16 protein-coding genes are annotated in these 16329 nt (G+C 69.4%); 8 read left to right on the top strand and 8 right to left on the bottom strand.

From position 1 onward, the window contains the following. Positions 1-426: 426 nt before the first annotated feature. Entirely contained in the window at positions 427-1212 is a 786-nt protein-coding gene (gene purC, locus ACOYW6_RS06105) for a phosphoribosylaminoimidazolesuccinocarboxamide synthase (RefSeq protein ID WP_423142919.1), read from the top strand. Positions 1213-1216: 4 nt separating this feature from the next. On the opposite strand, the gene ACOYW6_RS06110 is transcribed toward purC, so the two are convergent. Both ACOYW6_RS06110 and ubiA read right to left on the bottom strand, forming a co-directional pair. Then, a complete protein-coding gene (locus ACOYW6_RS06110; protein WP_423142920.1) occupies positions 1217-1852 on the bottom strand; it encodes an SOS response-associated peptidase in 636 nt (211 codons plus the stop codon). Further along, the gene (ubiA, locus tag ACOYW6_RS06115; RefSeq protein ID WP_423142921.1) at positions 1852-2760 is read right to left on the bottom strand and encodes a 4-hydroxybenzoate octaprenyltransferase; all 909 of its coding nucleotides are present in this window, start codon (positions 2758-2760) and stop codon (positions 1852-1854) included. Before ubiA ends, ACOYW6_RS06110 begins: the two co-directional genes overlap by 1 nt. 161 nt (positions 2761-2921) lie before the next feature. Between ubiA and ACOYW6_RS06120 the strand changes: the two genes are divergently transcribed. Further along, positions 2922-3695: a 16S rRNA (uracil(1498)-N(3))-methyltransferase gene (locus ACOYW6_RS06120; protein WP_423142922.1), complete on the top strand. Its 774-nt coding sequence runs from the start codon at positions 2922-2924 to the stop codon at positions 3693-3695. A 39-nt stretch (positions 3696-3734) separates the two neighbouring features. Continuing rightward, positions 3735-5105, top strand: coding sequence for a glutamate--cysteine ligase (locus ACOYW6_RS06125; protein ID WP_423142923.1), 1371 nt, complete (start codon positions 3735-3737; stop codon positions 5103-5105). Positions 5106-5131: 26 nt separating this feature from the next. Here ACOYW6_RS06125 and ACOYW6_RS06130 read toward each other — a convergent pair whose 3' ends face one another. From ACOYW6_RS06130 to ACOYW6_RS06140, 3 genes are all read right to left on the bottom strand, one after another. Beyond that, positions 5132-6460, bottom strand: a complete 1329-nt coding sequence (locus ACOYW6_RS06130; RefSeq protein WP_423142924.1) for a PQQ-binding-like beta-propeller repeat protein — start codon at positions 6458-6460, stop codon at positions 5132-5134. A gap of 23 nt (positions 6461-6483) precedes the next feature. Continuing rightward, on the bottom strand, positions 6484-7251 hold the full coding sequence (locus tag ACOYW6_RS06135) for a tetratricopeptide repeat protein (protein ID WP_423142925.1): 768 nt from the start codon (positions 7249-7251) through the stop codon (positions 6484-6486). Between the two features lie 115 nt (positions 7252-7366). Next, complete coding sequence (locus tag ACOYW6_RS06140) at positions 7367-8230, bottom strand: alpha/beta fold hydrolase (RefSeq protein ID WP_423142926.1); 864 nt, start codon at positions 8228-8230, stop codon at positions 7367-7369. 77 nt (positions 8231-8307) lie between these two features. On the opposite strand from ACOYW6_RS06140, the gene ACOYW6_RS06145 reads away from it, so the two are divergent. From ACOYW6_RS06145 to rarD, 3 genes are all read left to right on the top strand, one after another. Further along, positions 8308-9711, top strand: coding sequence for a protein adenylyltransferase SelO family protein (locus ACOYW6_RS06145; protein ID WP_423142927.1), 1404 nt, complete (start codon positions 8308-8310; stop codon positions 9709-9711). Between the two features lie 27 nt (positions 9712-9738). Further along, positions 9739-11151, top strand: coding sequence for a succinylglutamate-semialdehyde dehydrogenase (astD, locus tag ACOYW6_RS06150; RefSeq protein ID WP_423142928.1), 1413 nt, complete (start codon positions 9739-9741; stop codon positions 11149-11151). 224 nt (positions 11152-11375) lie between these two features. Further along, positions 11376-12290, top strand: coding sequence for an EamA family transporter RarD (gene rarD, locus ACOYW6_RS06155; RefSeq protein WP_423142929.1), 915 nt, complete (start codon positions 11376-11378; stop codon positions 12288-12290). Here rarD and pyrC read toward each other — a convergent pair. Further along, on the bottom strand, positions 12267-13313 hold the full coding sequence (pyrC, locus tag ACOYW6_RS06160; protein ID WP_423142930.1) for a dihydroorotase: 1047 nt from the start codon (positions 13311-13313) through the stop codon (positions 12267-12269). The two genes, rarD and pyrC, sit on opposite strands and share 24 nt — an antisense overlap. 65 nt (positions 13314-13378) lie before the next feature. Between pyrC and ACOYW6_RS06165 the strand changes: the two genes are divergently transcribed. Further along, positions 13379-14095 carry a YgfZ/GcvT domain-containing protein gene (locus ACOYW6_RS06165; RefSeq protein ID WP_423142931.1) on the top strand — a complete coding sequence of 239 codons (717 nt, stop codon included), beginning with the start codon at positions 13379-13381 and terminating at the stop codon, positions 14093-14095. Here the strand turns inward: ACOYW6_RS06165 and ACOYW6_RS06170 are convergent. Then, on the bottom strand, positions 14092-14676 hold the full coding sequence (locus ACOYW6_RS06170; protein ID WP_423142932.1) for a TetR/AcrR family transcriptional regulator: 585 nt from the start codon (positions 14674-14676) through the stop codon (positions 14092-14094). The genes ACOYW6_RS06165 and ACOYW6_RS06170 overlap by 4 nt on opposite strands. A gap of 29 nt (positions 14677-14705) precedes the next feature. Here ACOYW6_RS06170 and ACOYW6_RS06175 point away from each other — a divergent pair, with 29 nt between their 5' ends. Next, positions 14706-15626: a metal-dependent hydrolase gene (locus ACOYW6_RS06175; protein ID WP_423142933.1), complete on the top strand. Its 921-nt coding sequence runs from the start codon at positions 14706-14708 to the stop codon at positions 15624-15626. 13 nt (positions 15627-15639) lie between these two features. On the opposite strand, the gene ACOYW6_RS06180 is transcribed toward ACOYW6_RS06175, so the two are convergent. Continuing rightward, entirely contained in the window at positions 15640-16188 is a 549-nt protein-coding gene (locus tag ACOYW6_RS06180) for a GNAT family N-acetyltransferase (RefSeq protein WP_423142934.1), read from the bottom strand. Positions 16189-16329: the final 141 nt, after the last annotated feature.

Here is a 16329-nt window from a genome sequence, read left to right on the forward strand (position 1 = left end):
CGTACCCCGGTTCAAGCGCTCTCCCGTCAGCGATGCCTTCAGCGGGCATCTGCACCATGGGATTGCCTTGGAAGCGCCGCACAGTCAAGCGTGGCGAACTTTCCGTTTTAAGGCTGTGGCGCACCGGCAACGCTGTCCATCGGCGCGTCGCAGCGCAAAGCCTCCGGGCGATTACGGATGCCTTGCCGGAGCCGGCGCCTGGCTACCCCGACCATACCGAACACTCGAAAGCGGTGCCAGCCCAACCCCTCCGCGCGCCGCCGCCAGGCGCGCGAGCGGCCCCTGGAGGGCGCCGCGCCGCGGTTGCGCGGCGCGGTGATCTGCCCTAAGGGCGGGGCTCGCCCCGGCCTGGCGCCCGGCCGTTCCTGCAGCGGCGCGGCACTGCAGCCGGGGCTTTGCCATTGTACCCCTTGGAAAGCGCTGCCCATGACCCGCCGCCGTCAAATCTACGAAGGCAAGGCCAAGATCCTTTACGAAGGGCCGGAACCGGGCACGATCATCCAGTATTTCAAGGACGATGCCACCGCCTTCAACGCGCAGAAGCGCGGGACGATCAACGGCAAGGGCGTGATCAACAACCGCATCAGCGAGTATGTGTTCACGCGCCTCAACCACATCGGCATCCCCACCCACTTCATCCGCCGCCTCAACATGCGCGAACAGCTTGTCCGCCAGGTCGAGATCGTGCCGATCGAGGTCGTCGTCCGCAACGTCGCCGCCGGCTCGCTCAGCACCCGGCTCGGCCTGCCCGAAGGCGAGGCGCTGCCGCACACGCTGATCGAGTACTACTACAAGGACGATGCCCTTAACGACCCGATGGTGGGCGAAGAGCACATCGCCTGCTTCGGCTGGGCCAGCCACGAGGAGATGCAGGACATCTCGTCGATGGCGATCCGGGTGAACGACTTCCTCTGCGGCATGTTCGCCGCCATCAACATTCGCCTGATCGACTTCAAGCTCGAGTTCGGGCGGATCTGGGACCAGGACTACAGCCGCATCATCCTGGCCGACGAGATCAGCCCCGACGGCTGCCGCCTGTGGGACATGACCACTGGCGAAAAGCTCGACAAGGACCGCTTCCGCCGCGACCTTGGCGGCGAAGAGGAAGCCTACCAGGAGGTCGCCCGCCGGCTTGGCCTGCTGGAAAACGACGGCGGACCGAGCGAGGTGCTGGACCTTAGCGCGCACCGCAAGCTGCGGGGCAAGAAGTAGCCGCTCACAGCAGCGTCGGCGCATCGCGCAGCGGGGATTTCGCCCTGCCGGCCCAGCGTTCGTCGGTGCGCTCGGCGAGCAGTTCAAGGTCCCACTTGCGCACCAGCGGCAGCGCGTCTTCGGGACTGGCGGTCTGCCAGCGGTCCCAGTCCTCGCGCGCCAGCAGCACCGGCATTCGGTCATGGACATCGACCATCGCTTCGCAGGCGTCGACCATGACCATCGTATAGACGTCCCCCCACTCCGCGCTCGGCCGCCACAGGCCGGCTACGCCCAGCATCTCCTCGCCCGGCACGGTGTACCAGGTGCGCGTCATGCGCCCGGTCTCACCCTCCGCCTCGGCCCAGGCGCTGACCGGGATCAGGCAGCGGCGATTGGCGAAACTGTCGCGCCAGAACGCGGTCCCCAGCTTGTCGTCGCGGGCGTTGGTCACCGCCTTGGGCTTGAGCGGGCGTCCGTCCTTCCCTTTCATCGGACGCGGAAAGCCCCAGGTCATCGCCCGCGCGCGGCCACCCTCCACCACCAGTCCGCGGTAGCCGGGATAGACTTCAGCGGCGAAGTTGGCGCCCGCCTCGGCGACGACGTCGAACAGGTGCGCGACCTCGTCCACGCCTTTCGTCATGCGGTAGAGGTTGCACATCAGGCGTTTCCCACCACCCAGCAGGCCAGCGCCATCAGCAGTCCGGCGAACCGATTGGCGCGAAAGCGGGCCAGCGCGTTCGCCTCGATTGCCGTTTCCAGCGTGGCGACTTGCCACAGCAAGTGACCGGCGGCGGGCAAAAGCGCCGCGCTCGCCACCCAGTCCGGGCGCAGGAACCAGAACGCCGCGGCCCAGCAGGTGATCGCGGCGGCGTAGAAGCCCGTCACCCCCTGCTTCACCCGCCCGCCCAGCGCCCGCGCCGACGAACGGATGCCCACTAGCAGGTCATCCTCGATATCCTGCAGCGCGTAGATCGTATCGTAACCGATCACCCACGCCATCGACCCGGCATAGAGGAGCACCAGCACGTCGAGCCGTTCGAACCCGCGGACCTCCACCCAGCCGACCAGCGCCGCCCATGAGAACACCAGTCCCAGCCACGCCTGCGGCCACCAGGTGATGCGCTTCATGAAGGGGTAGGCGGCGACCGGCGCCAGGCTGGCAAGCGCCACGACCTGCGCCTGCCAGCGCAATTGCAGCAGGACGACGAGGCCGACCAGGCTGAGCGCGATCAGCCACGCCCACGCCAGCGGCTTCGACACCCGTCCGCTCGCCACCGGGCGGCTGGCGGTGCGCGCAACCTTGCGATCGAGGTCGGCATCGACGAGATCGTTGTAGACGCAGCCGGCGCCGCGCATCGCCACGCTGCCCAGCAGAAGCCAGCCGATCAGCGCCCAATGCCCCGCCCCGCCGGCCAGCAGGACCGCCCAGGCGCCCGGCCAGAACAGCAGCCACCAGCCGATCGGCCGGTCGAAGCGGGCGAGCTGCGCCAGGTCGCGAAAGGGTTGCGGCAGCGCTGCGACAAGCCCCTTGTGCTGGCTGTCGGGAACGACCTGCGCGGTGCTCATGGCGATGGTGCCCGCGCTTGCTTGACACAGTTGACACAGTCCTGAGGGTAAACGCCGGCACCCGGTTCCGGCGGCCTGGCGAACGGTTCACGCGGGCTGGCAAGGGTCGTCATCGGCGCTTCCTTGCCACAGGCCCGCGCTGTAGGACAGCACCCGAAACGATGTCCGCAACCCCCGCCTGGCCTCCGAAAAGCGCCCCGCGCCTGTTCGTCTCCCCGCCGCTGTCGCCCGGCGAAACTCGCGCGATCGATGGGCCGGCCGCGCATTACCTGGCGCGCGTCATGCGCGTCGCGCCGGGCGATGCGGTGATCCTGTGCGACGACGCCACCGGCGAGTGGGCCGCCCGCGTCGCCTCGGCGGGCAGACGCGACGTTACGGTAGAGGTCGTGGAGCGCCTGCGGGTGCGCGAGGAGGTGCCCGACCTGACGCTATGCGCCGCGCTGCTCAAGAAGGACCGCTTCGACCTCGTGCTCGAAAAGGCGTGCGAATTGGGCGTGCGGCGCATCGCCCCGGTGATCACGCACCGCTGCGTGGCCGACAAGCTCAACCTCGAGCGTGCGCGTGCCGTGCTGATCGAGGCGGCCGAGCAATGCGCCCGCACAGCGCTGCCGGTCCTCGAAGCGCCGGTGAAGCTGGGCGCGCTGCTGGCCGCCTGGGAGGCGGACCGCACCCTGTTCTTCGCCGACGAAGTCCGCGATGGACAGCCCGCCGCGCTCGCCTTCGCGCGCCCCGGCCCGGCCGCGATCCTCGTGGGCCCCGAAGGCGGTTTCGACGATGGCGAACGGGGCGCGATCCGCGCCCTCCCGTCCGCGCGCGCGGTCTCGCTCGGGCCGCGCATCCTGCGCGGCGAGACCGCGGCGATCGCCGCCACGGCGTTGTGGATGGGCGTCACCGGGGACTGGTGCGGCGCGTCATCCGTACCGCCCGGTAAATAATGCTGGCGCGAAATCCGGCACGCTCCTAATTCGCGCGCCATGAGCACTCGTCAGGTTTCGGATCGCAACGATCCCATCATCGAATCGCGCGCCGACCTGATTGCGCCGATGCAGGCGGGCGAAAAGCCGCGCGACGCCTGGCGGATCGGCACCGAGCATGAGAAGCTGGTCTACCGCACGTCGGATTTCGGCGCTCCGTCCTATGACGAGCGCGGCGGCATCCGCGACCTGCTGATGGCGCTGACCGAGTACGGCTGGACCCCGGTGGAAGAAGGCGGAAAGGTCATCGCGATGGCCGGGCCCGACGGCACCGTCAGCCTGGAGCCTGCGGGCCAGCTCGAACTATCGGGCGCGCCGCTGGAAAACCTGCACGATACCTGCGCCGAAACCGGCCGCCACCTCGCCCAGGTCAAGGCCATCGGCGAAAAGCTGGGGATCGGTTTTCTGGGCCTGGGCATGTGGCCTGACAAGCGACGCGACGAGCTGCCGATCATGCCCAAGGGGCGCTATGCGATCATGCTGCGGCACATGCCGCGCGTCGGCTCGATGGGCCTCGACATGATGCTGCGGACCTGCACGATCCAGACCAATCTCGACTATGCGAGCGAGGCGGACATGGCGAAGAAGTTCCGCGTCTCGCTGGCGCTCCAGCCGCTGGCGACCGCGCTGTTCGCCAATTCGCCCTTCACCGAAGGGCGGCCCAACGGGATGTTGTCCTACCGCAGCCACATCTGGTCGGACACCGATCCGCATCGCACGGGGATGCTGCCCTTCGTGTTCGAGGATGGCTTCGGCTACGAACGCTACGCCGACTACATGCTCGACGTGCCGATGTATTTCGTCTTTCGCGACGGCAAGTATATCGATGCCGCCGGCCAGAGTTTCCGCGACTTCCTGAGGGGTGAACTGCCCGCGCTGCCGGGCGAAAAGCCCCGGGCCAGCGACTGGGAAGACCACATGTCGACCGCTTTTCCCGAGGTCCGGCTGAAGTCCTTCCTCGAAATGCGCGGCGCCGACGGAGGTCCGTGGAGCCGGATCTGCGCGCTGCCGGCGCTGTGGGTCGGCCTGCTCTACGACCAGGGCGCGCTCGACGCCGCCTGGGACCTGGTCAAGGACTGGGACATGGCGGGCCGCGAGGAACTGCGCAATGCCGTGCCCAAGCTCGCGCTCGACGCGCCTTTGCCCGGCGGAGGCACGCTGCGCGACGTCGCTCCCGAAGTTCTGAAGATCGGGCGCGCCGGGCTGGCCGCGCGCGGGCGCCTCAACACCGCGGGCGACAACGAAAGCGGCTTCCTGGGCCCGCTCGACGACATCGTCGCCAGCGGCAAGGTGCCGGCCCAGGTGCTGCTGGACAAGTACAACGGCGAATGGGCGGGCGATATCACCCGCGCTTACGAAGACAGCTTCTGATCCCCTGCGCCGCGGCGCCGGACCGATCAGCGAAACGCGCTGATGCGGCCGGAATCGTCCAGGATGTAGAGCGTCTGATTGGCGACGATCGGCGGCAGTGAGACCGGCTTCTTGAGCTGGGCCAGCAGCGCCGGCGTGCCGTCGGCCGCGGCGGCCGACCAGATCTCGCCCTCGGTGTTGCTCATCCACAAGCGGTCGCCCGCCAGCACCGGTCCGGTCCAGAACACCGGGCCCGACTTCTTCTTGACGTTCTTGAAGTGCGTCAGCTGCTGGACCCACTTCACCTTGCCGGTGGCGCGCGCGATGGCGAGCAGGCGGGCATCGTCGGTCAGCGTGAAGATCCAGTCGCCCGCGACCGAGGGGGTCGAGATGCCGGCGAGGTTCAGTTCCCAGATACGCTGCCCGGTAACCAGCTCGTAAGCGGCCATGCGGCCGCCCTGGCCCAGCGCGTAAACGCGGCCGCGGTCGATGATCGGGTCGGCGTCGACGTCGGTCAGCACGCCGACCGACGTCGACAGCGCCGTGCGCGCCAGCGCGTCGGACCACAGCTGGCGGCCATTCTCATAGCGATAGGCGATCAGTTCGCCGGTCGAGAAACCGGCGATCACGGTGCCCGCGCCGGCGGCCGGGGCGGCCACGCCGAAGACGCCGGTCTGGCCCGAGGAAGCGGCCTCGTCCCACAGGTTCGACCCGTCGGCGGCGTTGAGCGCGTGGATCTGGTTGTCCTGCGTCATCACGTAGACGGCGTTGAACGCGATCGTCGGCGATCCGCGCAGCGGGCCGGCGGGCTTGACCTTCCACAGCACCGACCCGTTACCGGCGTCGAGCGCGGCCACTTCGCCAAGGCCGGTGGTGACGTAGACGCGCCCGCTATCGAACGCCGCGCCGCCGCCGAAGACCGAGCTGGCCCCGTCGCCCTTGATGCGGAACGGGGTGCGCCAGCGCTCGGCGCCGGTGTTGGCGTCGAAGGCGTGAACGGTGCCGTCGGTGTCCATCACGAACAGCGAACCGCCGCCCACGACGGGGGCCGCGGCCAGCCGCTGCTTCTTGGTCGAACCGGCGATCTGCGCAGTCCAGATGCGGCCCGGCGCGCTGGTCAGCGCCAGGTTGCCGTAGGACTTGCCCGGGGTGTTGCCGGCCTGCGGCCAATCGGCATTGACCTCTGCCGGGGGCAGCGTGAGCGGCACCGCGGCAAGCTCGGGATCGACCGCGGCGCTGGTGTCGATGCGGGTCAGGATCGGGATGCGGTTGCCGACCGTGGGGGTCGAAGGCTTGCCCTTGCCGCCGCAGGCGGCGAGCGCAAAGGCCAGCGCCAGCGGAGCGGCAGCGCGGCGGAACAGGATGTGGTTGAGCATCGGCTTGTCCTTGGTCTGCGCGCTCAGGGCTGCGCTTGCGCCGCGGTGGTCTGCCCGCCGCGGGCTTCGATGAACTGGTCGACCGCGTCATAGCCGAGCTGCGCGGCCAGCTGGCCGGTGCGCGAGCGCAGCGATTCGGGCACGCTCTTGTCGCGCGCCACGGCCGCCAGCAGCGGGCCGGCGTTCTGCGGCTGGTTGAGCTTCAGGTAAGCCATCGCCACCAGTTCGCCAGCGCTGCCGAAAAAGGCGTTGCCCGGCACGGCCAGCGGCTTGAGCCGGGCGATGACCTGTTGCGGGGGCATGGCGTCGAACCCGGTGGCGACGCTGCGCAGGGTGGCAAGGTCGCGGTATGGCTGCGGAACGCTGCCGTCGCCGGCGACGCGGGTGTAGATGGCCTGCGCCTCGGCATCCTTCTTCTGCATGAGCAGCAGAGCGGCCTGGGTCAGCGCCGCCGAGGCGCGCGAGGCGGCGCCGCCTTCGGTGGCCAGCTTGGCGAATTCCTGTCCGGCCGGGTCGGCGGGATTGGCGGTCACCTTGTCGAGCGCGACGACGTAACGCTCACCGCGCTTGCCGTCCTGGTCCTTGGCGTACCAGTCCCACCCCAGCCAGGCGGCAAGGCCCAGCAGCCCGATCGCGACAGCTGCACCGATCGGCTTGCCATAGCGTTTGGCGACGGTCGCCATCTTGTCCTGCCGCAGCGCGTCGTCGACTTCGCGCATGAAGACGTCCTGCTGGGCGGCGTTGCGCTGGTCGGCAGTGGTGGCGGGGGGCTGGTTGGGGCGCAGGGCCAAGGGCGTGCTCGTCTCTTCTCAGGGCTTTTCGGCGTCGGCGCTGTTTAGCGATTGGCCGGGCCTTTGCAACGCGCGATCTCTGGCTGTCACCGGGTGAAGCGCCGGTGAACGCGCGTCAGGCGAAGCGGCCCAGCAGCGCGTCGAGCGCGGCGACCGCCTCGGGCTCCCCAAGGGTCGGCGCATGGCCCACCCCGGCAACTGTCACCGCCTGCGCGTCCGGCAGTTCGCGCGCCATGCGCTCGAACGTGGCGGCGGACAGCACGTCGGACAATTCGCCGCGCAGCAGCAGCAGCGGGCGCCCGGCCAGTGCCCCCAGCGCCGGCCACATGTCGGGCGGCGGTCCATCGGGCATGAGTGCCATCGGCTCGGCGATCTTCATGTCGTAATCGAAGTGGATGCGGCCGTTTTCGGCCACCGCCATGCAGCGCTTGGCCATCGCCAGCCAGTCCGACAGCGTGAACCCCGGATAGGCGCCGGCCTGCCCTTCCTCGAGCGCGCGCGCCGCGTGCATCCAGGTGGGGAAGCTGCGACCTTGTCCGACGTAGCCGCGAATCCGTTCCAGACCCTCGGGCGCGATCTCGGGGCCGACGTCGTTGAGCACGGCGGCAGCCAGGCGCGCCGGCACGGTCGCGGCGATCAGCATCGTCAGCAGCCCGCCGAGCGAGGTGCCGACGCCGATCACGGGCGGGAGCTGCGCCTGCTCGAACAGCGCGCCGAGATCGTCGAGGTACTGGACCGGCGTGTACGTCGCCGAATCGCGCGCATAGGCGCTTTCGCCCCGGCCGCGCAGGTCCGGCGCGATGACCCGCCAGGCCGGCGCCAGCCGCCCGGCCAGATCTTCGAAATCGCGACCGTTGCGGGTCAGCCCCGGCAGGCACAGCAACGGCGGCCGGTCGGCGCGGCCGGGATAATCGCGGTAATGGAGCTTCAGCCCGTCGCGGCTGGTCCAATGGCGGGATTCGAACACGGGCGCTGACATGGTGCGGCGGGTCGGATCCTGTGCCTGGCAGTGCGTGCCGCTTGTGCCGCGGCCTGCTTCGCCCCCACTATCGCGCGATGGATATCGATGCGCAAGGTGCCCCCTATCGTCCCGACCCGGCAATCCTCCTGCTGGCGCCGTGGCTGGCAGACCCGGTCCGTCCGGCCGCCTTTCCCGAAGCCAGGGTCCGCTGGCGCAACGACCGCTGGGCCAGCGCGGTCGGACTGGGCGGCATGGACGATGCGGCCTGGGCCGCACGGTTCGCCCGGTTCGAGCCGCTGGCCGGCAACCTGCCGCAGCCGCTGGCGCTGCGGTATCACGGCCACCAGTTCCGCGTGTACAACCCCGATCTGGGCGACGGGCGCGGATTTCTTTACGCCCAGCTGCGCGACGGAGCCAAGGACGCCGGCGGCCGCCTGCTCGACCTTGGCACCAAGGGGTCGGGACAGACGCCGTGGAGCCGCCAGGGCGACGGACGGCTGACGCTGAAGGGCGCTGTGCGCGAGATTCTCGCCACCGAAATGCTCGAGGCGCTGGGCGTCAACACCAGCAAGACCTTCTCGGTGATCGAGACGGGCGAAGCGCTGCAGCGCGGCGACGAGCGTTCCCCCACGCGTTCCGCGGTGCTGGTCCGGCTCAGCCACGGGCACATCCGCATCGGCACCTTCCAGCGCCTCGCCTACCTGCGCGAGGACGAGCACATGGCGCAGCTGGTCGGCTATTGCCTGGCGCAATACCCCGGCCCGCTGCCGCCCGTGGGCGCCCCCGGCCGCGACGAGCCGGCGGTTATCCTCCTGCACCAGGTGGTCGAGCGGCTGGCGGACCTGGCCGCGGCCTGGATGGTCGCGGGCTTTGTCCACGGCGTGCTCAACACCGACAACATGAACATTTCGGGCGAAAGCTTCGACTACGGCCCGTGGCGCTGGCTGCCTGCGTGGGACCCGGCCTTTACCGCGGCCTACTTCGATCACGGCGGCCTTTACGCCTTCGGCCGCCAGCCCGAGGCGCTGCACTGGAACTGTGGCCAGCTGGCGGTGGCGCTGCGCCTGCTGGCCGACGCGCCGCCGCTGATCGCCGCGCTCGAACGGTTCGGACCGCTTTACCAGGCGGCGCTGGCGCGCCGGTTTGCCTGGCGGCTGGGGATCGCCCCGGGCGCACTCGACGACGACATGGCGCTGGTCGCCGCGGCCGAACGCCAGATGCGCGAAAGCGCGCTGTCACCGGACGCCTTCTTCGCCGCTCACCGCGGCGGCACGGCGCCGCCGGAAGGTGCGTTCGGAGATATCGTGGCGGCGCGCGAACCGGTTGCCGCGCCGCTCGACCTGCCGGTGCCGACGCTTGAAATCGCGGAGGTCGAACGCGTGTGGGCCGCCATCGCCGAGCATGACGACTGGGCCCCGCTGAACGACAAGGTCGCCGCCATCCGCGCGCTTGGCCGCGCGCTGGGGCCGGCACCGGAGCCCGCGCCGACATTGCCATGAGCGCGGCCGCCGGTTAGGGCGCGAGGCGTGACCGACGAGCTTGTTTCCTTCCAGCCTGCCACCGGAGAGGAGCTGTGGCGCGGCCGCGAGGGCGATGTCGATGCCGCGGTCGAGCGGGCCCGCCGGGCCTGGCCCGCGTGGGCGACCCAGCCGTCCGCCACCCGCATGGAGCTTGTCCGCCGCTTTGCCAACGAAGTGCGCAAGGACGCCGAGGAACTGGCCGCGCTGATCGCGCGCGAAACCGGCAAGCCGCTGTGGGAAGCGCGCACCGAAGTCGATTCGGTGGTCGCCAAGGTCGAAATCTCGATCCGCGCCTTTGCCGAGCGGACCGGCCAGCGCAAGTTCGACAACGGCCTGCAGGGCACCGCCGCGGTACGCCATAAGCCGCACGGCGTGCTGGCGGTGCTGGGCCCTTACAATTTCCCCGCGCACCTTCCCAACGGCCACATCGTCCCGGCGCTGGTTGCGGGCAACACCGTGATCTTCAAGCCGAGCGAGAAGACCCCGGCGGTAGGCGAGAAGCTGGTCTCGCTGTTTCACCGGGCCGGGGTGCCGACCTCGGTCGTGCAGGTGCTGCAGGGCGGTGCGCGGATCGGCCAGGGGCTGGTCGGGCACGAAGGCATCGACGGGGTGCTGTTCACCGGATCGGCCCATGTTGGCACCGCCATCCATCGGCAGCTGGCCCCCCGGCCCGACAAGATCGTGGCGCTGGAAATGGGCGGCAACAACCCGCTGGTGGTCTGGGACACGCCCAAGATCGCCGACGCCGCGGCGCTGATCGTGCAAAGCGCGTTCCTGTCCGCCGGCCAGCGCTGCACCGCCGCGCGGCGGCTGATCGTCAAGGATTCGCTGTTCGACAGCGTGATCGGCGCGGTCAAGAAACTGGCCGACCGCCTGATCGTCGGTGCCCCGTTCGACGAACCGGCACCTTTCATGGGCCCGGTCATCGACATGACCGCGGCCGATACCCTGACCGAGAGTTTCCTCTACCTGCTTGGCCACGGCGCTCGCCCGATCAAGCACCTGCAGCGCCCCCGGCCCGACCTGCCGTTCGTCTCGCCCGCCATCATCGAGGTGACCGCCGCCACCGAGCGGCTCGACGTCGAGCTGTTTGGCCCCTTGCTCCAGGTCATGCGGGTGGACGATTTCGATCAGGCGATCGCCCAGGCCAATGCCACCCGCTTCGGGCTGGCGGCGGGGCTGATCGGCGGCAGTCCCGAACAGTACGAATATTTCTGGGCCGGTGTCCGCGCCGGCATCGTCAACTGGAACCGGCCGACCACGGGTGCATCGTCGGCGGCGCCGTTCGGCGGCATCGGCCTGTCGGGCAATCACCGGCCCAGCGCCTTCTACGCTGCCGATTACTGCGCTTTTCCGGTCGCCTCGATGGAAATGGAGCAACCCCGCGCCCAGATCGGCGTCGGCCTCAAGGACGATTAGCTGCCAGAGGTGAAGGCGCCCCCGGCCGGGCCGGGGACGCCTTCGCAGCACCCCAGGGTGCGACCCGGGCGCTGCATCTCGCAAAAGGGGCGGCGCGGTCGCTGTTCAGGTCCGCGATTCGTATCGTTGCGTGCGCTTTTGCACAGACCCGATGAACCGCCAGCAACGCCGAACGTCTCCGCAGGCGTTGCCTAAGCCGCGCCCCGGCCCTAGCGGGTGCCGCGATGACCCAGCGCAAATCCGACACTCCAGCCGCCACCGGCGGCGGCCTGCCGATGGCGGTGGGCGCATACCTGATCTGGGGCTTGCTGCCGCTGTACCTGCGGCTGGTCCACCAGGTTCCGCCATTCGAGTTCGTCGGCTGGCGAATCGTCTTCACGCTGCCGCTGTGCCTGGCGTTCATCGCCGCGCGGCGCCAGTTCGGTGATCTGCTGGTGGCCCTGCGCCAACCCCGCGTCGTCGCCATGCTGGCATTGTCGAGCCTGCTGATCGGCGCCAACTGGCTGATCTACATCGCCGCGATCATGAACGGCCATGTCTTCGCCACCAGCCTTGGCTACTACATCAACCCGCTGGTCAACGTGCTGATCGGCACGGTCTTCCTCCACGAACGGCTGAGCCGGTTGCAGTGGGCGGCAGTGGGCATCGCCGCGATCGGGGTCGTGGTGCTGGCGTGGGGCGCGCGCGACATGGTGTGGATCGCGCTGGCGCTGGCGGGATCGTTCTCGGCCTACGGGGTCGTGCGCAAGCTGGTTCCGGTCGGCTCCCTGCCCGGGCTGACGATCGAATCGGCGATCCTCTACTTGCCCGCGGTGGCCGTGGTGGTTCTTTACGCGGCCGGCCCGCAGGGCAGCGCCATGGGCACGTCGGCGGCCATGAGCCTGCTGATCGCGCTGTCGGGCGTGCTGACCGCGGTGCCGCTGCTGCTGTTCGCGCTGGCGGCGCGGCGCATGGACTTGTCGACGCTGGGCTTCGTTCAGTTCCTGTCGCCCACCATCGTGTTCGTGCTGGGCCTGACCGTGTTCGGAGAGCCGCTCAGGCCGGTGCAGCTAGTCTCGTTCGTGTTGATCTGGACGGCGATTGCGCTGTTCGTGGCCGACCTGCTGCGGCGCCGCTCAGCCGCGAAGCCGCCAGCCTAGCGTTTCCCCGGCGTGGAAGGGGACGAGCGGCGCCGCCTCCGTCTCCATCTGGCCAGGAACCGCGACGGCGCCACGCTCAAGCGTGATCGTGCCGTCGTTGAGCGGCAGGCCGTAGAAGCGTGGCCCATGCTCGCTGGCGAAGCCTTCAAAGCGGTCGAGCGCGCCTTCGGCTTCGAACACGGCGAGGTAGGATTCCAGCGCGAAAGGCGCGTTGTAGATGCCGGCACAGCCGCAGGCGCTTTCCTTGGCGCCGCGCGCGTGCGGCGCGCTGTCGGTACCGAGGAAGAATTTGAGGGAGCCCGACGTCGCTGCGGCGCGCAGCGCCAGGCGGTGATGCTCGCGCTTGGCGACCGGCAGGCAGTAGGCGTGCGGGCGTATCCCGCCGATCAGCATGGCATTGCGATTGATATGAAGGTGCTGCGGCGTGATCGTGGCGACCAGCGTGGCCGGCGCGGCGGTAACGAAATCGACTGCGTCTTTCGTGGTCACGTGCTCGAAGACGATCTTGAGCTCGGGCAGCCGCGCTGCCAGCGGGGCCAGCGTGCGCTCGATGAACACCGCTTCGCGGTCGAACACGTCGACGTCGGCGTCGGTCACCTCGCCGTGGATGCACAGGACCATGCCGGCGCCGGCCATAGCCTCCAGCACCGGCATCAGCTTCATCACGTCGGTCACGCCCGCAGCGGAATTGGTGGTGGCGTTGGCGGGGTAGAGCTTGGCGGCGGTGAAGACGCCCTCGGCATGGCCGCGCACCAGTTCCGCCGGATCGGCGGCGTCGGTCAGGTAAGCGGTCATCAGCGGAGTGAAATCGAACCCCGCGGTCGCCGCCAGGATGCGCTCGCGATAGGCGCGCGCCGCCGCGATCGTCGTGATGGGCGGGGTCAGGTTGGGCATGACGATCGCGCGGGCGAACTGGCGCGCAGTCGCCGGCGCGACCGCGCGCAGCATCGCGTCGTCGCGCAAGTGCACGTGCCAGTCGTCGGGGCGGCGGATCGTCACCGCGGTCGTTGCCGGATCGGTCATCGTGCGGGGCCATGCCAAAGCCGCTCCCGGTTGCCAAGCCGGCGCGCCGCCCCCACTTGGGAGCCATGCCCGCAACCCGCCTGACCGATCGCGCCGTCATCCGTCTTTCGGGCGAAGCGGGCGAAGACCTGCGCAGCTTCCTCAATGGGCTGATCACCCAGGATGTCGCCGGGGCGCTGCCGGTCTGGGCCGGGCTGCTGACCCCGCAAGGCAAGACACTGTTCGACTTCCTGGTCTGGGCCGAAGCCGACGACCTGCTGCTAGACTGCGAGGCCGGCGCGGCCGAAGCGCTGGTGAAGCGGCTTTCGCTCTACCGCCTGCGGCGCAGGATCGCGATCGCCGTCGATCCGGCGCTGGCGGTGCACTGGGCACCCGACGCGGGCGAAACGCCCGATCCGCGCCTGGCGTCACTCGGCTATCGATGGATCGCAGGCCGCGAAGGGCAGAGCGCCGATGCCGCCTGGCTGGCGCATCGGCTCGAGCGCGGCGTGAGCGAGGGCGCGGTGGAACTGGGCGACCTGCTGTGGCTTGAGACCGGCGCGGCCGACCTCAACGGGGTCAGCTTCACCAAGGGCTGCTATGTCGGGCAGGAAAACACCGCGCGGATGAATTGGCGGGCCAAGGTCAACCGGCGGCTGGTGGTCGTCCCGCTGGCTCAAAGCGACCCGGCGCGCCAGCGCGCCGCCTATCCCGACCTCGCGCTCGCGGTCGATCACCGCCGGGTCGAGGACATTCCTGCCGCGCTGCGGCCGGGGTGGTGGGGCGCCGAAGCGTCGACCTAGGCGATTCCCGCCTCGACCGCGGCGTGGGTGAGCATCGCCTCCGCCGTATCGCGGGCCGAACCGCGCGGCAGATCGAGGGCGTTGGCCATGACTGCACCCAATTGCGAATCGCCCAGCGCCATCAGCACCAGCGCAAGGGTGGTACGGCGCATCGATTCGATGCTTTCCTTGCCCGGGCCAAGCCGGTCGACCAGGTCGTGCACTGCCTCCACGATCGGATCGAGCGCGTCCTCGTTGCCCGATAGCAGCATCCACGAGGCAAGCGCGCCCGCCCCTTCCTTGTCGAAGGCATCGAAAGTGAGGTCGACGATCTGCCGCGCCGAGCCCTGGCCCGAACGCTGGGCCAGAACGGCCTCGCCGATCGTGGCGCAGATCGTCTCGGCCAGGTGTTCGCTCAGCGCCTTCTGCAGGCCCGATGCCGAGCCGAAATGGTGCAGCAGGTTGGCATGCGTGCGCCCGATCCGACCGGCCACCGCCTTCAGCGTCACCGCCTGCGGGCCAAGCTCGATCAGCAGCTCGCGCGCTGCGCCCAGTGCCGCCGTGCGGCTTTGCTCGGGGCTCAATCGTTTTCTTATTGACATCAGTGTCAGTAACTCATAGATCCACTGTCATGAACGCTCACACGACTTTCACGCCCGACGTACCCCCCGCCGCCGACACCGGCAAGCGTGCCGCCCCGGCACGAAGCCCGACCCCGGCCGACCTCGCCATAACCGTGCGCGACCGCCGATTCGGGCGCGAAGACAAGCCCTCGCGCTGGTGGCTGGCCGGGAACCCGGTGGCGACCGCCTGGCACAACGCCCTGTCGATGACCTTTCCGCGGGGCGAAGCCTTCTTCATCGAGGCGGTGAAAGCGCACCGCGACGGCGCGCCCGAGCGACTGGCCGAGGAAATCCGGGCTTTCGTCAAGCAGGAGATCAACCACACGCGCGAACATGTCGCCTTCAACCGCGCTGCGGTCGATGCCGGCTACCAGCTCGACCATCTCGAGCAGCGCCTGATCGAAAACCTCGAACTGACCAAGGGCCGCCCCGCCATTCTCAACCTGGCGGTGACGATGGCGCTGGAACACTACACCGCGATGATGGCGCACGATTTCCTGGCCAATCCCAGGCACTTCTCTGGTGCCGAGCCCGAAGCGCGGGCTATGTGGCAGTGGCACTCGGTCGAGGAAATCGAACACAAGGGTGTCGCATACGACACCTGGCTTCACGCCACCAAGGACTGGACCCGGTGGAAGCGCTGGAAGGTCAAATCGATCATGATGGTGCTGGTTTCGGGCCGGTTCCTCAAGCACCGCTGGCTCGATACGCTGGACTTGCTGGCGCAGGACGGGCTGACCGGCTGGCGCTGGAAGGCGAAGCTCGCCTGGTACCTGGTCGGCACCCCCGGCATACTGCGCCGCGTCTTCCCGGCATGGTGCGCCTACTTCCTGCCCGGCTTCCACCCCTGGAACCACGACGACCGGGCGCTGATCGCCGACTATGGCGACTTGGCGGGCAGCGACTACGCCGCCGCCCGCCCGGCCTGACAGCCCGCCCGGCCTAGGCCGCCATGTCCATCGGTGCGTCGCCTTCGGGCGCGCACAGGTCGAGCTCGTAGCTGTGCGCATCGGCCGGCTCGGCCCGGCCGGCGCTGGCGATCCGCACGATTGCGCCGGTCGGCCGGAACCCTAATTTGCGCAGCACCCGGCCCGAGGCCGGATTGTCGACGAAATGGCGCGCGATGACGCGGCGGTGGCCAAGCACGCGTGCCGCGTCGAGCACGGCCGAAGCCGCCTCGGTGGCAATGCCGCGGCCCCAGAAATCACGCGCGATCCAGTAGCCGAGCTCGATCCTGCCGTCATCGGCACGGCCCAGTCCGGCGCCGCCGACCACTGCTGCGCCGTCGGCATCGGGGAGCGTGACGAGGAAGCGCGGGCAGCACGCGCTGGCCGGCAGCGCCACGAAATCGCGGGCGTCGCGCGGAGTATAAGGCCAAGGCGCGCGGCTCAGGTTGCGGACGATCCCCTCATCGGCGATGCGGTCGAACAGCTCGGACCAGTCTTCGGCCCAGCCGGGACGCAGGAACAGGCGCTGGGTCCTGATGAACATGCTTGGTCTCCCGTTGCTGGCCGCGCTCCTGCCACGGCAGGATTACGGCGCTGTGACGGCCTTTCGGCCCACGAGGGAGACGCAAAAAGAGGGAGACGGGCGGGCCCCTCTCCCTCATTCGGCCGGACGCGAGGTCCGGCG

This window comes from Parablastomonas sp. CN1-191 (genome assembly GCF_049354825.1).
Lineage (GTDB): Bacteria > Pseudomonadota > Alphaproteobacteria > Sphingomonadales > Sphingomonadaceae > Novosphingobium.

What these genes read in the sequence shown, in the direction of transcription:
- ubiA (WP_423142921.1), bottom strand. Translation starts at nt 2,760, where the DNA reads ATGAGCACCGCGCAGGTCGTTCCCGACAGCCAGCACAAGGGGCTTGTC.
- pyrC (WP_423142930.1), bottom strand. Translation starts at nt 13,313, where the DNA reads ATGACCGATCCGGCAACGACCGCGGTGACGATCCGCCGCCCCGACGAC.
- ACOYW6_RS06125 (WP_423142923.1), top strand. Translation starts at nt 3,735, where the DNA reads ATGAGCACTCGTCAGGTTTCGGATCGCAACGATCCCATCATCGAATCG.
- ACOYW6_RS06170 (WP_423142932.1), bottom strand. Translation starts at nt 14,676, where the DNA reads ATGTCAATAAGAAAACGATTGAGCCCCGAGCAAAGCCGCACGGCGGCA.
- ACOYW6_RS06140 (WP_423142926.1), bottom strand. Translation starts at nt 8,230, where the DNA reads ATGTCAGCGCCCGTGTTCGAATCCCGCCATTGGACCAGCCGCGACGGG.
- purC (WP_423142919.1), top strand. Translation starts at nt 427, where the DNA reads ATGACCCGCCGCCGTCAAATCTACGAAGGCAAGGCCAAGATCCTTTAC.
- ACOYW6_RS06175 (WP_423142933.1), top strand. Translation starts at nt 14,706, where the DNA reads ATGAACGCTCACACGACTTTCACGCCCGACGTACCCCCCGCCGCCGAC.
- ACOYW6_RS06120 (WP_423142922.1), top strand. Translation starts at nt 2,922, where the DNA reads ATGTCCGCAACCCCCGCCTGGCCTCCGAAAAGCGCCCCGCGCCTGTTC.
- ACOYW6_RS06145 (WP_423142927.1), top strand. Translation starts at nt 8,308, where the DNA reads ATGGATATCGATGCGCAAGGTGCCCCCTATCGTCCCGACCCGGCAATC.
- rarD (WP_423142929.1), top strand. Translation starts at nt 11,376, where the DNA reads ATGACCCAGCGCAAATCCGACACTCCAGCCGCCACCGGCGGCGGCCTG.
- ACOYW6_RS06110 (WP_423142920.1), bottom strand. Translation starts at nt 1,852, where the DNA reads ATGTGCAACCTCTACCGCATGACGAAAGGCGTGGACGAGGTCGCGCAC.
- ACOYW6_RS06130 (WP_423142924.1), bottom strand. Translation starts at nt 6,460, where the DNA reads ATGCTCAACCACATCCTGTTCCGCCGCGCTGCCGCTCCGCTGGCGCTG.
- ACOYW6_RS06180 (WP_423142934.1), bottom strand. Translation starts at nt 16,188, where the DNA reads ATGTTCATCAGGACCCAGCGCCTGTTCCTGCGTCCCGGCTGGGCCGAA.
- ACOYW6_RS06165 (WP_423142931.1), top strand. Translation starts at nt 13,379, where the DNA reads ATGCCCGCAACCCGCCTGACCGATCGCGCCGTCATCCGTCTTTCGGGC.